General features: G+C 64.9%; 16 protein-coding genes. 5 read left to right on the plus strand and 11 right to left on the minus strand.

The window, feature by feature from the left end; all coding sequences use genetic code 11:
• Positions 1-231: 231 nt before the first annotated feature.
• Positions 232-1,464, minus strand: a complete 1,233-nt coding sequence (locus tag FA04_RS10305; RefSeq protein ID WP_034792791.1) for an HlyD family secretion protein — start codon at positions 1,462-1,464, stop codon at positions 232-234.
• Positions 1,465-1,467: 3 nt separating this feature from the next.
• Positions 1,468-1,941 (minus strand): hypothetical protein, encoded by a 474-nt coding sequence (locus FA04_RS10310; RefSeq protein ID WP_051659258.1) that lies wholly within the window; start codon positions 1,939-1,941, stop codon positions 1,468-1,470.
• Between the two features lie 287 nt (positions 1,942-2,228).
• Between FA04_RS10310 and FA04_RS10315 the strand changes: the two genes are divergently transcribed.
• A complete protein-coding gene (locus FA04_RS10315; protein WP_034792789.1) occupies positions 2,229-2,954 on the plus strand; it encodes a class I SAM-dependent methyltransferase in 726 nt (241 codons plus the stop codon).
• 38 nt (positions 2,955-2,992) lie between these two features.
• On the opposite strand, the gene FA04_RS10320 is transcribed toward FA04_RS10315, so the two are convergent.
• Both FA04_RS10320 and FA04_RS10325 read right to left on the minus strand, forming a co-directional pair.
• Positions 2,993-4,261 (minus strand): NAD(P)/FAD-dependent oxidoreductase, encoded by a 1,269-nt coding sequence (locus tag FA04_RS10320; protein WP_034792787.1) that lies wholly within the window; start codon positions 4,259-4,261, stop codon positions 2,993-2,995.
• Positions 4,262-4,389: 128 nt separating this feature from the next.
• Positions 4,390-4,704, minus strand: a complete 315-nt coding sequence (locus FA04_RS10325) for a DUF1272 domain-containing protein (protein ID WP_034793634.1) — start codon at positions 4,702-4,704, stop codon at positions 4,390-4,392.
• 103 nt (positions 4,705-4,807) lie between these two features.
• Here FA04_RS10325 and FA04_RS10330 point away from each other — a divergent pair, with 103 nt between their 5' ends.
• Positions 4,808-5,761, plus strand: coding sequence for a GlxA family transcriptional regulator (locus tag FA04_RS10330; protein WP_159415449.1), 954 nt, complete (start codon positions 4,808-4,810; stop codon positions 5,759-5,761).
• A 23-nt stretch (positions 5,762-5,784) separates the two neighbouring features.
• Here FA04_RS10330 and FA04_RS10335 read toward each other — a convergent pair whose 3' ends face one another.
• Positions 5,785-6,381 (minus strand): isochorismatase family protein, encoded by a 597-nt coding sequence (locus FA04_RS10335; RefSeq protein WP_034792783.1) that lies wholly within the window; start codon positions 6,379-6,381, stop codon positions 5,785-5,787.
• A 6-nt stretch (positions 6,382-6,387) separates the two neighbouring features.
• Entirely contained in the window at positions 6,388-6,852 is a 465-nt protein-coding gene (locus FA04_RS10340; RefSeq protein WP_034793632.1) for an Lrp/AsnC family transcriptional regulator, read from the minus strand.
• A gap of 189 nt (positions 6,853-7,041) precedes the next feature.
• Between FA04_RS10340 and FA04_RS10345 the strand changes: the two genes are divergently transcribed.
• Positions 7,042-7,761, plus strand: coding sequence for an aspartate/glutamate racemase family protein (locus FA04_RS10345; RefSeq protein ID WP_082572749.1), 720 nt, complete (start codon positions 7,042-7,044; stop codon positions 7,759-7,761).
• 62 nt (positions 7,762-7,823) lie between these two features.
• Here the strand turns inward: FA04_RS10345 and FA04_RS36555 are convergent, their stop codons facing one another.
• The 4 genes from FA04_RS36555 to FA04_RS10365 all read right to left on the minus strand — a co-directional run bounded on the left by FA04_RS36555 (position 7,824) and on the right by FA04_RS10365 (position 11,284).
• Entirely contained in the window at positions 7,824-8,714 is an 891-nt protein-coding gene (locus FA04_RS36555) for a GrpB family protein (RefSeq protein ID WP_063979479.1), read from the minus strand.
• Positions 8,715-9,107, minus strand: coding sequence for a VOC family protein (locus FA04_RS10355; protein WP_034792769.1), 393 nt, complete (start codon positions 9,105-9,107; stop codon positions 8,715-8,717).
• A 52-nt stretch (positions 9,108-9,159) separates the two neighbouring features.
• A complete protein-coding gene (locus FA04_RS10360) occupies positions 9,160-10,440 on the minus strand; it encodes an FAD-dependent oxidoreductase (RefSeq protein ID WP_051659256.1) in 1,281 nt (426 codons plus the stop codon).
• 439 nt (positions 10,441-10,879) lie between these two features.
• Positions 10,880-11,284, minus strand: coding sequence for a winged helix-turn-helix transcriptional regulator (locus FA04_RS10365; protein ID WP_034792759.1), 405 nt, complete (start codon positions 11,282-11,284; stop codon positions 10,880-10,882).
• 200 nt (positions 11,285-11,484) lie between these two features.
• Here FA04_RS10365 and FA04_RS10370 point away from each other — a divergent pair, with 200 nt between their 5' ends.
• Together FA04_RS10370 and FA04_RS10375 are read left to right on the plus strand one after the other, a co-directional pair.
• Entirely contained in the window at positions 11,485-12,369 is an 885-nt protein-coding gene (locus FA04_RS10370; protein WP_034792757.1) for an SDR family oxidoreductase, read from the plus strand.
• A 207-nt stretch (positions 12,370-12,576) separates the two neighbouring features.
• On the plus strand, positions 12,577-12,960 hold the full coding sequence (locus FA04_RS10375; RefSeq protein WP_034792755.1) for a VOC family protein: 384 nt from the start codon (positions 12,577-12,579) through the stop codon (positions 12,958-12,960).
• Positions 12,961-13,068: 108 nt separating this feature from the next.
• Here FA04_RS10375 and FA04_RS10380 read toward each other — a convergent pair whose 3' ends face one another.
• Entirely contained in the window at positions 13,069-14,283 is a 1,215-nt protein-coding gene (locus tag FA04_RS10380) for a multidrug effflux MFS transporter (RefSeq protein WP_034792753.1), read from the minus strand.
• Between the last annotated feature and the right edge of the window lie 47 nt (positions 14,284-14,330).

Here is a 14,330-nt window from a genome sequence, read left to right on the forward strand (position 1 = left end):
CGAAGATGCGCTGTCTCGCATCGCAATTCGACGGCACACGCGACCGCTTCAACCGCGAGGACCCCGCGCGGGCTTTGGCGCTGGAAGATGGGACCCGCCTGCAAGGAGGGGGTTCAACGTTTGCAGGCCGATCGGACGAGGCTGAAGGAAGCGGTGGCCCGCCTGAAGGGGAATATCTGCAGGCGGCAGGCGCCGGCCGGGATCGGAAACCCCGGCCGCGTGTCTTCGTGCTTAATGCCCGCCGAGCACCAGCGTCTGCACCGGCAGCATCAGCGCCTGAATGCGCAGGATCGCCGCATGCACGAGGCCAACGGCATCGACACCGTGCAGATAGGCCCACTGCAGCGTGCTGATCCCCGGCTTGTCCAGTTCGTCGTGGTTGCTGGTGTAGGCATTGGCGATGCAACTGCTGCCGGGCGGAACGTCGTCGAGCACGCCGGGATAAAGCGGCTCCATGACCACGGTCAGCGTGCCGGGTTGCGAGATCTGCGTAACGTCGATCAGCTGGTCGCTGGCGCGCACCTGGCCGGAGGCAATCACGTCCTGCACCTCTGTGACGACGAGCGGAATGATGGTGAACGGCTTGCCGACGCAGGTCGCCTCGCCGATCATGCCGGGCTTCATCACCTGAGCCTCGATCTGCCCGAAGCCGGCCACCAGCCGGGCCCGGCCCGCGTCTTCCGGCACGAGCACGCCCGCTGGCCTCAGCAGCGGGTTGACGATTTCGCCGACCCGAAGCGTGAACTGCTGCAGCGTGCCGGACACGCCGGCGCGCACGGTGGTCTTGGTAATATCGACCTCCGCCTGCTTCAGCGCCGCTTCGGCGCTGGCCTTCTGCGACGGCAGCAGCGATTGCAGCTTCGTCTCCAGCGTCTGCTTGTTGGAAAGCACAGCGGTCAGCGCGCCCTTGCGCCCTTCGAGAAGCACCTGCTTGCGCTCGATTTCGCGGCGGGCAACGACGTTCGGGTTGAGCCGGTTAAGCTCCACCTGTGTGTTGTATTCGTCCTCGGCCTGCTTCACGTCGGCCTGTGCCTGGACGATCGCGCCATCAGCGGCAACAAGCTCGGTGCGACCGACAGCCAATTCGGCGTCAACCTCGGCGATCTGGCGGCGGGCGACCTCGGCGGCCGCTTCCTCCTCCGAACTGTCGAGCTTGAACAGCGGCTGGCCGGCCTTCACCTTCTCAAAGCGCGTGGCATAGATCTCCGTGACGCGCCCGTTGGTCTCCGGCAGCACGGCGACCGTACGGAACGCGGCCGTCACGTTCTTCGTCGACGGATGGAAGTAGAAGATCAGCGTGATCAGCGAGATCGTCAGCACGATGCAGGCGGTGATGCCCCAGCGCAGCTCGAACCAGACCGAATAGATGGTGATCTCGCGCCCGATGCGTTTTCCCTGGCCGTAACGGCGGAAGAGATAGTCGGGCAGGATGGTCAGCATCGAGCAAAGGATAAACTCGAACATGGCTTATGCCTTCCCTTCCGTCGATGGCTGAGCGGGCGATGCGTGGCCGTGGCCGGGCAACGCGTGCGGCTGTGGGTGGCTTGCTGCAGGCTCGGCCTCCACGTCCCTCGCCTCCGGCACGGTCGGCTGGTCCACCTTACCGGCAATCCGCTCCAGCGAACCGGCGATCGATGAAAGCGGCGAGGAGAAATCGGGAAGGTCGATCAGGGCGAGAAGCAGAGCTGCGCCCCACAGGAGGTTGTTGTGGGTGAGCAGCGACAGGAGCGCCAGGACCGCCACCAGCTCCAGCTGGATCTTGTTGGTCTTGTGCGCCATGACCTCCGGCAGCGAATGCAGCCTGAGATAGAGTGTACCGAGCGCGAAAATCGCCACGATCAGAAAAACGGCAACCGCATTCAAAAGCCAGTCGGACTGGCCCGGGGCTGTAATAAAGCCCGGCAGGTGATGGATGGCTGCAGGATGGATGGCTTCGGACATTACGCCTCCGCAAATCGGACTGGACCACGAGAATCGAACATTAGCACCCCTCAAAAAAAACGAAATAGAAGCTTGCACTTCAGCCGCAACTTGACCTTGCGGCAACACGCGCCCTATCAATCGACGCGCCGGCACTTCGAAGCGCCGCCGGTTTCGAGCAGGATCGAAAGGCACATGCTGTTCCCGCGGTAACGGCACCGGATGCCCACTCGCCCTAACGCGCGCAGACGCCCGCGCCTCTCGCGCGGCGGGTGCCGGCACAAGCACAGCCAGAAGGAGAGACCGCCATGGCCCAGAACATCTATGATCGTCAGGAGTTTTTCGAGGGCTACAGCCAGCTCGGGCGCTCGGTGCATGGTCTTGCCGGGGCCGCGGAATGGCCGGCGATTCGCGCGCTCCTACCGGATCTTTCCGGAAGCCGCGTCGTCGATCTCGGGTGCGGCTATGGCTGGTTTTCGCGCCACGCCCGCGAGGCCGGTGCCGCCCATGTGCTCGGGCTCGATCTCTCCGAGAAGATGATCGCCCGCGCCAAGGCCGACACATCAGATCCAGCAATCGACTACAAGATTGCCGATCTCGACCAGCTCGACCTGCCCGAAACGAGCTTCGACTTCGCCTACAGCTCGCTTGCCTTCCACTATGTCGAGGATTTCGGCCGGCTGGTCGCGACCATCCACAAGGCGCTGGTACCCGGCGCCCATTTCGTCTTCACCATCGAGCACCCGATCTACATGGCCTCGCACAATCCCGGCTGGCGCATCACCGATGGCGAGCGCACCTGGCCCGTTGATCACTACTCAGCCGAAGGCCCGCGCACGACGAACTGGCTGGCCAAGGGCGTGATCAAGCACCACCGCACCATCGGCACGACGCTGAACACGCTGATTGGCGCAGGCTTCGCCATCCGCCACGTCGAGGAGTGGCGGCCGACGCAAGAGCAGATCGCCGAGATCCCGGCTCTGGCCGAAGAGATGGACCGGCCGATGATCCTGATCGTGAAGGTGCAGAAGTAAGCGACGACGGCGGCCGTTACATTGGCCGCCTCTCGCCCTTACCCCTTCTCCTTCAGCGTCTCCTTCTGGGTGATCAGCCGGGCACTGTGCTGTCCGCTCAGATAGGTCCAGAACCAGCTCCAGGCGACGGCGAAGCGGCTGCGCGTGCCGATCAGGAAGTAGATGTGGGCGATGCCCCAGATCCACCAGGCAAGCGCGCCCTTGAGCTTGAAGCGGCCGAAATCGATGATCGCCGCGCGCCGGCCGATGGTGGCAAGGCTGCCCTGGTGGCGATAGCGGAAGTCTCCGGGCGGCTTGTCGCCTGAAAGCCGTGCGCGGATGACGTCGGCCACATAGGCGCCCTGCTGCTTGGCGGCGGGCGCAATGCCCGGCACCGGCTTGCCGCCGTCATAGGTGACGGCAGCCGTGTCGCCGATGACGAAGACGTCGGCATGGCCGGGAGCCGTGAGGTCAGCGCCGACGATCGCCCGGCCGGCGCGGTCGGCCGGGATATCCAGCCAGCGGGCAGCGGGCGAGGCCTGCACACCGGCGGCCCAGACGAGCGTACGGCTGCCGACGAATTGGTCGCCGATGACAACGCCCTCTTCCGTGCAGGATGTCACGGGTGTACCGGTGCGAACCTCGACGCCGAGCCGCTCCAGTTCCTTGACCGCATAGGCCGAAAGATCCTCGCTGAAGGCGGCGAGAATGCGCGGCCCCGCTTCCACCAGGATCACACGGGCCTGCCGCGTGTCGATGCGGCGAAATTCGTCGGGAAGCGTGCGGTGCGCCATCTCGGCGATGATGCCGGCAAGCTCGACGCCGGTCGGGCCGGCACCGATGACGGTGAAGGTCAGGAGGGCGGCACGGAGATCAGGATCCTCTTCGAGCTCGGCGCGCTCGAAGGCGAGCAGCACCCGCCGCCGGATCGTCGTCGCGTCTTCCAGGGTCTTCAGGCCGGGGGCAAAGGGCTCCCATTCGTCATGGCCGAAATAGGCGTGCGTCGCCCCGGTCGCCAGCACCAGCGTGTCGTAGCCGATCCGCTTGCCGTCCCTGAGCACCACGGCCTTTCCGGCCTCGTCGACATCGCTCACCTCGCCAAGCAGCGTCGTCACCTCGGGCCGGTCGCGCCAGAGGCTGCGGATCGGCCAGGCGATTTCGGAGGTCGCGATCAGCGTTGTTGCCACCTGGTAGAGCAAGGGCTGGAAGAGATGATGGTTGCGCCGGTCGATGAGGGTGATCCTCACCGGCGCGCCGGCAAGCCCCTTGACGAGTTGCAATCCGCCAAACCCGCCGCCGACAACGACCACGTGATGCCTGTCCTGCATGTTCTTTCCAGTCGGCTTTGCGACCGGCCTTCCGTTGGACATGCCACAACATTGGGGTTGTGACCGCCAAGGACAAGCGCAACCACCTCATGTCACCCTTGCAAAAAATCAAGAACAGCCCGCAACCGTCAGCGCTCGTCCGGCGCGAGATGCCGGATCCGCGCCACATGCGCCGCAATATCCTCAGCCGTAAACGGTGAATGGCGACGTACGTCGCTGGCGGGATCAAAGCCGAGACCCAACCGCTTTTCCGGGCGAAAGGACCGCTGGGGCCGGATCGGCCTTGGCGCAAATCCGCCGCCGCAGGTCGGGCAGACATTGTGAAGCACCGTTTCCACGCAGCTTGCGCAATAGGTGCATTCGTAAGAGCAAATGCGCGCGTCCGCGGACGCCGGCGGCAGGTCGCGGTCGCACAGTTCGCAGTTCGGTCTGAGTTCCAGCATGGTCGGCTCCATCGGTTGCGGATGATGTCCCCGCTTGCTCCCATGAAAAGCCTTTGGCATAAATGACAATATGCCCTCGTTTTATGCCAAACCCGAAAAAGACGTGCGAACGGTCGCGATCGTGCTCTTCGACCGCACCAAGCTGATCGATGTGACCGGCCCGTTGCAGGTCTTCAACGACGCCCGCACCGCGTCGGGCTCCCGGGCCTATTCCATCGCGCTGGTCTCCGAGTTCGGCGGCCCGGTCGCAACGGACACAGGCGTTGCGCTCGATACCCGCCCCTTTTCCGATTGCGCCGCGCCCGACACGCTCATCGTCTCGGGCGGGCAAAGCGCGCTCGAAGCGGCGAATTCGGAAGGGCTGCAAGCATTCCTGGCGGCCATGGCCGGCCAATGTCGGCGCCTCGGCTCCATCTGCCTCGGCGCCTTCATTCTCGCGCGCGGCGGCCATCTTGATGGGCGGCGCGCAACGACCCATTGGGAAGATTGCGCCCAGTTGCAGCAGGATTTCCCAGATATCGACGTGCGCGAGGATTCGATCTACGAGCAGGATCGCGGCATCTGGACCTCCGCCGGTGTGACCGCCGGCATCGACATGGCGCTTGCGATGGTCGAAGAGGACCTCGGCCGCAGCGAGGCCCTGCGGCTCGCGCGCTCCCTGGTGCTCTACGTCAAGCGCACGGGCGGCCAGCGCCAGTTCAGCGCCGCCCTGCACCAGCAGATGACGAGCCGAGGCGACCGCTTCGATGCGCTGGTGGCCGAGATCCGCTCCGATCTTACAGCCGACCTCTCCGTGCCGCGGCTTGCGGACATGGCGCGCATGAGCGAACGGAGTTTCTCCCGCCTGTTCACGCAGGAGGTGGGCGCAAGCCCGGCGCAGTTCGTCGAGGAATTGCGGGTCGATGCGGCCTGCGAGGCGATCGAGCGCAGAGACGTGTCCGTCTCGCAAGCCCCGTTCCTCTTCGGCTTCGGCAACGCCGAGCGCATGCGCCGCGCCTTTCAGCGCCGCAAGGGCATCGCGCCCTCGGACTATGCGGCCCGCTTCGGCCCGCCCTGACGGACGAAACCCGGAGGGGAAGCTTAAGCGGACGGAGACGCGACGGCGAAGGCGATGTCTTCCACCGCATCCGTGAGCACGATCTCGTCACCGAGCGACCATTCGGCCGCGCGTGCGGCGAGACGCGCAGGCACCATCGGCGAGCGGCCAGGACCGGGCGGCACGTCATAGGTGGCGTGTGCGTCATTGGCGAGGATCACGGTGAAGTCCTTCGCCATGGCCGTGCGGGCTGTCGCCGCCAGGCACATTTCCGAAAGCATGCCGCAGATCGCGATCGTCTCGACCTTGCGCGCCCGGAGCTGGTCTTCGAGATCGGTGCCGTCGAAGCCGTCGTCGTGCCGTTTGCGCACGACCACCTCGCCTGACTTGGCGGCAAAGAACAACTGCCAGCCATCGGTCTCCGGTTCGTCGACAGCGCCCTCAGGCCCATCGTTCTGCAGGAATATCACCGGCACGCCGGCCGAACGCGCCTTCTGCAGAAGCAGGCCAACGGCCCGTTGCAGATCGACATGGCCGGGCACGGCTTCAGGCCCGGAAATGAAGGCCCGCTGCACATCGACAATCACCAGCGCATCGGCAACGTCGCCACCGACCGCCTTGCTCACAGCGTCATTCGTCATTTCGCCTCACACCGCATAATCGACCGGCACCGCCGTGCCGCTCTTCAGGATTTCCATCGAGATCGAGGCGGAGACGTCGAAGAGTTCGACCTTGCGCACGATCTGCTTGTAGACCACGTCGTAGTGCTCGACACGCGGCAGCACGACCTTGACGATATAGTCATGATTTCCCGTCAGACGATGGGCCTCGACGATTTCGGGGATATCGCTGATCGCCCGGCGGAAGGTCTCGATCCATTCGTCCGAGTGGTGCGCCGTCTTGATCAGGGCAAACACGGTCGTCGGCACGCCCATGCGCTCGCGGTCGAGCACGACGATGCGCCTGGCGATGTAACCCGCCTCCTCCAGCCGCTGGATGCGGCGCGAACAGGCCGAAAGCGACAGGTTCACCCGCTCCGCCAATTCGCCGACGGCCACAGTCGCATCCTGCTGCAGCAGCGCCAGCAGCTTTCTGTCTCTATCGTCGAGCACGCCGATCCCTCCCATGATCAGAAATTCATACGCTACATAATTGCACATTCACTCCAACATGCGCAAACCATTCGCGCGCATGGCCGCTTTTGCTCCCATTAAAGCGAACCATTGCCGCCGACCCTGCGGCATAGTTCAGCCCATCAAACGACGGTCGCCACGGACGGCGGCGGTAGCGGACAGAGAGGAATGGTTATGCGCAAGATCGGTCTTATCGGCGGCATGAGCTTCGAAAGCTCGGCGGTCTACTATCGCATGGTCAACGAGGCCGTTCGCGACCACCTGGGCGGGCTGCATTCGGCCGAGGTGCTTTTGCATTCCGTCGACTTCCAGTCGATCGTCGACCTGCAGAAGGCCGGCCGCTGGGAAGACGCTGCCAAGCGGCTTGCCGATGTCGCCCAGAGCCTCGAAGCGGCCGGTGCGGACTGCGTGCTGATCTGCACCAACACCATGCACCTGATCGCCGATCAGGTTCAGGCAGCAATCGACATCCCCCTCATCAACATCATCGACGAGACGGCAGCGCGCCTGAAGGCCGCAAGCAGCCGCCGGCCGCTGCTGCTTGCCACCCGCTACACCATGGAGCACGGCTTTTATGCCGAGCGTATGAGAAGCCACGGCATCGACATCCTGGTGCCGGATGCGGACGGCCGCACCCTCGTGCACGATGTCATCTTCGACGAGCTTTGCGCCGGCAAGGTGCTGCGCTCGTCCCGCCGGGCGCTGATCGAATTGATCGACAAGGCCGAAGCGGAAGGCGCGGACGCCGTCATCCTCGGCTGCACCGAAATCTGTCTGACCCTCGACCCGAGAGCCTTGCCGCTGCCGGGCTTCGATTCCACCGCGATCCACGCGGAAGCTGCCGTCGAATTCGCACTGGATGGGGCTTGCCTCAAGCGGGCCGCGTAGTTAGCCGAGGGCTAGGCTAGGCTGCCCAATCGCGCCACATCGATCAGCCGCCACAAAGACGGCTATCGGCGGCGCGCAAGCGGCTGCAGGAAGACGCGCTCATAGCTCACGAACGGCGGATCGTCGGCGTAAAGCGCGTTCGCTGCCATCCCATCGGGATCCGCGGCCACATCGCTGCGATAGCGCAGATACGCCGCCTCGTCCGCAAAGGTGAAGAGCGCGACGGCGATGTCGCCGGCTCCGTCTTCGCCCACCCCCGGAAAACTGGCGCCGACGCCCTCAGGTTTTTCGCGCGGCACGAAATAGCCGTGATGCGTCCCGCCGTGCCGCTCGATCAGCGTCATCCAGGTTTGCGCATAGGCCTCGAATTCCGCCAGGCGGCCCGGTTTCAGCCGGTAACGGATCTCGCAAGTGACTGTTGCTTGCACCATGGCGGACCGATCTCCTGTCATCCGGTCTTCGCGGTCGACGATCGCGTCGACGAAGCGCGTCTTCTCAGCGGTGTAGCGATCGCCGTCATATCGATAGGCCTCGGCGAGGCGTGCCTTCAGCGCCGCGTAGGCCAAGGCGGTGTCCGCATGGCTGCGCAGATGGTCGCGGAAGACAAGACGCCGTCGATGGGTCTCGTTGTCCGGCGGGCAGAGATAGACGCGCCGATTCGGCTCGACCCCCTGCAGCATAAAGGCCCAGACATCGTCGTCGTACCGGTTGCCGCGCGCCTGGTAGCCGGCCGCAACGAGCAAGGCGCTGGCAGCCGCAATGTCGGGCAGCCCTCTCAAGGTGACATCGATGTCGATGACGGCCTTTGCCGCCATGCCGGGAACGGCCGTGCTGCCGATATGATCGACGGCGATGACCAGCGCATCCAGGATGCGCCTGAGATCCTGCGCGATCTCCCGGTAACGCTGCGGCCAGATGGGATCATAGGCAACGATTTCCACCCGTGTCGCCATTCAGAGCTCCGTCTCGTGGTCGATGCCACCCTTTCCCGGACGCGGCCCACGAAGGCCGATACAATTGCCCCAGGGGTCGCGCACCTGGCACATCCACAGCCCCTCCTGGATCGCCATCGGCCCGCGATAGAGATGCGCGCCGAGCGCCTCGAAATGGGCGAGCGCCCGATCGACGTCCGCGACCGCCCAGTAGACGACGGAACCGGCAGCACCGCTCGCCACCTTCTCGTCGGCCTGGACGATCTCGAGATCGATGGTGCCGATCCGCAGATAGGAAAAATCAAAGGCGGCAAGAAACCGATGTTCAGCGTCAGGAAATGCGCGCTGATACCAGGCAAGACCCGCCTGCGTATCGGCCACATGCACCAGAATGGCCGCCACGCCGTCCGCCATCACCCCCTCCATCCGCCATCCGGATCGCCTTGATACAGGATTCGCGGCCGTCTCAGGTGGAAATCGCCGGAGCGGCCGCTTGGCCGCGCCCGTCCGCGCCGCCCCGCACCGCCTGCCAATCGCATTCGGCAAGCCCCGCCGGCTTGAACGGGTCGATCAGCGTGCCCGAGACGATCGAGGCGAGCAGCCCCTGCATCGGCGGGGTGCGCGCAACTGTGGCTACCAGCCTGTCGCGCAGCCAGGCGAGAGCCGTCGAGTCCGACTGGTAGAAGGGCGTGAAGAGGAGCGACAGCAGCTGGAACAGCGCGACGTGGTTGCGGCGTGCGGCGGCATAGGCGGCAAGTGCGGCATCGAGATCGCCAGCCGTCTCCAGCGCATGCGAAAGTGCTGCGACGTCGAGCAGCGCCATATTCGCCCCCTGTCCGAGCTGCGGGCTCGTCGAATGGGCGCTGTCGCCGACAAAGGCGATGCGGCCGGAGACCGGCCGGCGCATGGTGCGGTGCGCATAGCGCGCCAGCGTCAGTTGCTCCCAGTCACTGATCTGATCCAGCAACGGCGCACAATCCGGCCAGTAATCGAGAATGCGCGCCTTCCAGCGATCGAGCCCGGCCTGCCATATCACGTCTGTGTCCGCGACCCTCAGGCTCCAGAAGAAGGCGACGCGGTCGCGCTCACCCATCCGCGCGCGGCCCGCCGGCAGGATGCCGATCATCACCTTCGCCCGGTCGTAGCGCTGCACCAAAGCGTGCGCATCATGATTGAGGCCGTCGCTGTCGAGCGTCGCCCAGAAGGCGCCATAGGCAAGCTCGCGCACCTTGGGCGCGGCGGTCGAACCGGCAGCAAGCGCCGAGCGTGCGCCGCTTGCATCGATCACCAGATCATAGGCGCCCGCCTCATGCCCTTGCGCATCCAGCATCACGGCCTTGCCGCCAGCCATGCGAACCTCGGTCAGCGTGACGCCGGTCTTGACCGGCAGCCCGACCGCGGCCACGGCATCGTGAAGCGTATTGAAGAGGGCCGCGCGCTGCACCGCCAGCCCGAAGCGCCCACCGGCGAGCGCATCATAGCGCACGTCGAGCACGGTGCGCCCGGATTTGGCATCGGCGCCATAGAGCCGGTCGATCCGGCTGCCGAGGACCAGCATCGGCTGCAACAGGCCGAGTGTGTTCAGGACCGTCAGCCCCGTCGGCTGCAGCATCAGCCCGGAACCGACAGGTGAAGCTGCGTCGAACCGCTCGAGGATCTCCACCCGATGACCGCGCCGCGACAGCATCAGTGCCGCTGCCAGCCCCGCCGGGCCGGCGCCCGCTATGCCGATATGAAGTGTCTTCATGGTTCCCCGAGGTGACGCGGATGATCGGCGAAACTATAGGGAAAATCAAAGTGCTAGGGCAAGGTCACGCTACCGGGACACGACGTCGCGCGTGGCGCATGACGTTGCGTCATGCTGCAAAGGAGTGGCCGCCCCTCATCCGGCCTGCCGGCCATCTTCTCCCCGCAGGCGGGCGAAGGGTACGCGTGGCACCCGCTCGCTCCATCGTCGCTCCCGCCAGTTGTGTCACCGTGGCAACGATCGGCGCGCCCTCGGTCTCATCTGACGGCTGCCCCACTCGGCAACGCTCCGACCGGGCGCGTCCCCTCTCCCCGCGTGCGGGGAGAGGGTTAGGGTGAGGGGCAAGCCCCACGAAACGATCACCGGACACGAAAATAGCAGGCGCGCCACAGCGCAACCAACCCGCGACTAAGGGGCATCATCGCCGCTACGAAACGCCCTACCCCTGCGCGTCATACACCTCGCGCGCGGCCCGAATGGCGCCGTGGTTTTCCACCGACCAGTCGACGAAGTGCTTGAGCAGGCCGAGCAGCGAGCGCCCGAGATCGGTCAGCGCATATTCGACGCTCGGCGGCTGTGTGGGGTAGACGGTGCGGTGGATGTAGCCGTCGCGCTGCAGGTCCCGCAGCGTCTGGGTCAACATGCGCTGGGAGATGTCGGGGATCAGCCGGCGGAGCTGCGAGAAGCGCAAGGGGCCGTCGGCGAGCGACAGGATCATCAGCGAGTTCCACTTGCCGCCGATATTGTCCATGACGTCGCGGACCGGGCAGTTTTCCATATCCATCGGCACGCCGCAGACGATCGCCACGCGCTTGCCCTTCATGTCCCCGGTCGGCTTGTTCATCGGCGGTACCCTTTTTGTAACCACAGCAGAAAAAACTGCCTCCTTTACAGCCCTACTGCGATTACGCGATAAGAGCAAGTCTCAAAAAGAGACCATGTGCCGAAGCATCTCCCAGGCAACGGCAGGAAGAGCCGGCGAGGCCTGCGCCGCGGCGTTCTGCGCGCGTTTCCGTCTCGGCCAAAACAGAAAAGGTAAAGACCATGTCCGATACATTGCTCGTCACCGGCGCAACCGGCCAACTCGGCAAGCTCGTGCTCGACCAGTTGCTTGCGTCCGGCATCGCACCGGCCCGGATCATCGCCACCAGCCGCGATACGACGAAGCTCGCCAATTATATCGCCAGGGGTGTTCAGGCCCGCGTCGCCGATTTCGACGATCCCGCTTCGCTCGACCAGGCCTTTGCCGGCGCCGACCGGATCCTGATTATCTCTACCGACGCGCTGGACCAGCCCGGCAAGCGGCTGAAGCAACATCTGGCCGCCGTTGCGGCTGCGAAGAAGGCCGGCGCCAAGCACATCGTCTACACCTCGATGCCGAGCCCGGAAACCTCGGTCATTCCCTTCGCACCCGATCATCTCGGCACTGAAAACGCCATCAAGGCGACCGGCATTCCCTATACGATCCTGCGCAACGGCTGGTACATGGAGAACCTGTTCATGGCGCTGCCGCATGCCCTTGAGACCGGGCAATGGTATTCTTCTTCGGGCGAAGGCCGCCTCGCCCACATCGCCCGCGGTGATGCCGCCAAGGCCGCAGCCGCAGCCCTTGCCGCCTCCACAAGCGAGAGCCACACCTATACGCTGACGGGCGGCGAGCTGCGCTCGACGGACGAGATCGCAGCCCTCGTCGCCAAGGCGACCGGCAAGTCCCTCAACGTCGTGCACATCTCCGACGAGGCGCTCGCAGGCGGCCTGAAGAGCGCCGGCCTGCCGGACTTCCTGATCCCGATCGTCGTTTCCTTCGACGCCAACACCCGCGGGGGCCACATCGACATGGTGACGGGCGATGTCACCGCGCTGACCGGCGCGACGCCGGTGACGCTCGCCGCCTTTCTCGAAGCGAGCAAGGCGCGACTTGCCAGCTAAGCGGTAAGCCAGGCAGCGGGAGCCCGGCCGTTTGCGTCGGGCTCTCGAAACGACCTTTGCCATGCTGTCGGCACCGGGAGGGCACGAGCTGCCCGCCCTGCCGGCCAGACAATCTTCGCCATGGTCGTCACCGCCATTTGTTCTTGCTTTGTTCACGTTTTCGCTCTATGAATTCTCCTGGCTTCACCGCTTAAAAAAGGGGAAATCATGAGCGTTTATCTGACCGTCGGTGCATTGGATTCCGCCAGGTCCAATGCCTTCTACGATGCCACCCTGGCGACGATCGGCTGGAAGGCGCACACGGACTTTCCGGACTGGCGCGCCTATTCCGAAGGCGGAACCGGCAATGGTCCCGTGCTGTGGGTCTGCAAGCCCTTCAACAATGAACCGGCAAGCGCTGGAAATGGTTCGATGGTCGGCTTCATGGTCCAGTCCCGTCAGGACGTCGATGCCTTCTACCAGGCAGGCATGGCCAATGGCGGAACGGATGAGGGCGCCCCCAACCCGCGGCCGCATTATGGGCCGCACTGGTACGCGGCCTACATGCGCGATCCCTCCGGAAACAAGATTTCCGTCGTCTATAACGGTTAGCCCATCGCTGCCTTGGCCGGGCACGGTAACCGGGCATCCGAAGCACCGCGCTCGCCGGCATGGGAAGGCTGATGCCTGGCACGCGGGCTTGCCAGCTTTTGCCGTCGCCTACCGGAAGGCCTCCACCGGCGAAGCATCAGCCCTCAGCGCAAGCTCGGCCAGAACGAGCGCGCCGACGCCGGCGAGAAAGAAGCCGGCCGAAAGATTGAGCGTCGTGCCATCGTAGAAGGCGCCCACCGCGATCGAAAACACCGTCGCCACGAGGCTGGAGCCGGAGGCGATCAGCGATGCGCCGAGCCCGGCCACCTGCCCGAGCGAACGCATGGCCATGGCGTTGAGATTGCCGAACAGCACGCCGACCGCAAAGAAGGCGGCAAAACCGAGCACCAGCAGGATCGCAAGCGGCGGCCGCCCGCCCCAATAGAGCGATGCCGCAAGCATCGCCAGCCCTGCCGCGGCAAGGCCCACAAAACCTCGGCGCGCCATCGCCTCCGCGCCGAAGCGCTGCACGAGCTTGGCATTAAGGAACGAGGCAAGCCCGATGCCCGTCGCCAGCATGGCAAAATAGAGCGGGAAGGTCTCACCGATCCCGTAGGCGTCGAAGAAGAGGTCGGCCGCCGTGCTCAGATAGAGAAGCTGCGCGCCGAAGACGAGCCCGGTCGCGACGATCAGCAACGTCACCCGCCGATGCGACAGGATGCGCCGCCCGTTCGATACGAGCAGCCCCAGGCGAAAGGGAATGCGTTTGTCGGCCGGCAATGTTTCCGGCTGCCGCATCACCAGCCACAGGCCGAGAACGCCCGCCGCCGCGAGATAGACGGCAAAGATGCTGCGCCAGCCGGCTACAGTGATGATCCCCTGCGCCAGTGTCGGCGCCAGCATCGGCACCAGAATGAACAGCGTGAACATGAACGACATGACGCGGGCCATCGCGTCACCCTCGAACTGGTCGCGGATCATCGCCCTCGTCGCGATCTTCGGCCCGGAGACGCCGACACCCTGAAGAAACCGGCCGAGGATGACCATTTCGAGCGAGTTCGCCACCATGGCGATGACCGTTCCGAGCGCATAGACGCCAAGGCCCAGGACCAGCGCCCTCTTCCGCCCCATCGCATCGGAAAGCGGCCCGAGCAGCAGTTCGCCGAACGCCATGCCGAGAATGAACAGCGAAATCACATGCTGGGTGGAAAGCGGCGGCGCGACGCCGACGTCGGCGCCGATCTGGCGCAGACCCGGCAACAGCGCGTCGATGCTGATCGAGGTCAGCGATGTCAGAAGCGCATAGAGAACGATGCGCTCGCGAAAACTGGTCTGAATGATCATGGGCCGGAGATGGGCGAGAGGACGGGCTTACTCTATAGCAGCCCCCG

Source organism: Ensifer adhaerens (assembly GCF_000697965.2).
In the GTDB taxonomy this organism is placed as follows: Bacteria; Pseudomonadota; Alphaproteobacteria; order Rhizobiales; family Rhizobiaceae; genus Ensifer; species Ensifer adhaerens.

Bases quoted from the DNA above. Each gene is read 5' to 3' on its own strand.
- FA04_RS10305 (WP_034792791.1), bottom strand. From the start codon at position 1,464: ATGTTCGAGTTTATCCTTTGCTCGATGCTGACCATCCTGCCCGACTAT.
- FA04_RS10310 (WP_051659258.1), bottom strand. From the start codon at position 1,941: ATGTCCGAAGCCATCCATCCTGCAGCCATCCATCACCTGCCGGGCTTT.
- FA04_RS10315 (WP_034792789.1), top strand. From the start codon at position 2,229: ATGGCCCAGAACATCTATGATCGTCAGGAGTTTTTCGAGGGCTACAGC.
- FA04_RS10320 (WP_034792787.1), bottom strand. From the start codon at position 4,261: ATGCAGGACAGGCATCACGTGGTCGTTGTCGGCGGCGGGTTTGGCGGA.
- FA04_RS10325 (WP_034793634.1), bottom strand. From the start codon at position 4,704: ATGCTGGAACTCAGACCGAACTGCGAACTGTGCGACCGCGACCTGCCG.
- FA04_RS10335 (WP_034792783.1), bottom strand. From the start codon at position 6,381: ATGACGAATGACGCTGTGAGCAAGGCGGTCGGTGGCGACGTTGCCGAT.
- FA04_RS10345 (WP_082572749.1), top strand. From the start codon at position 7,042: ATGGTTATGCGCAAGATCGGTCTTATCGGCGGCATGAGCTTCGAAAGC.
- FA04_RS36555 (WP_063979479.1), bottom strand. From the start codon at position 8,714: ATGGCGACACGGGTGGAAATCGTTGCCTATGATCCCATCTGGCCGCAG.
- FA04_RS10355 (WP_034792769.1), bottom strand. From the start codon at position 9,107: ATGGCGGACGGCGTGGCGGCCATTCTGGTGCATGTGGCCGATACGCAG.
- FA04_RS10360 (WP_051659256.1), bottom strand. From the start codon at position 10,440: ATGAAGACACTTCATATCGGCATAGCGGGCGCCGGCCCGGCGGGGCTG.
- FA04_RS10365 (WP_034792759.1), bottom strand. From the start codon at position 11,284: ATGAACAAGCCGACCGGGGACATGAAGGGCAAGCGCGTGGCGATCGTC.
- FA04_RS10370 (WP_034792757.1), top strand. From the start codon at position 11,485: ATGTCCGATACATTGCTCGTCACCGGCGCAACCGGCCAACTCGGCAAG.
- FA04_RS10375 (WP_034792755.1), top strand. From the start codon at position 12,577: ATGAGCGTTTATCTGACCGTCGGTGCATTGGATTCCGCCAGGTCCAAT.
- FA04_RS10380 (WP_034792753.1), bottom strand. From the start codon at position 14,283: ATGATCATTCAGACCAGTTTTCGCGAGCGCATCGTTCTCTATGCGCTT.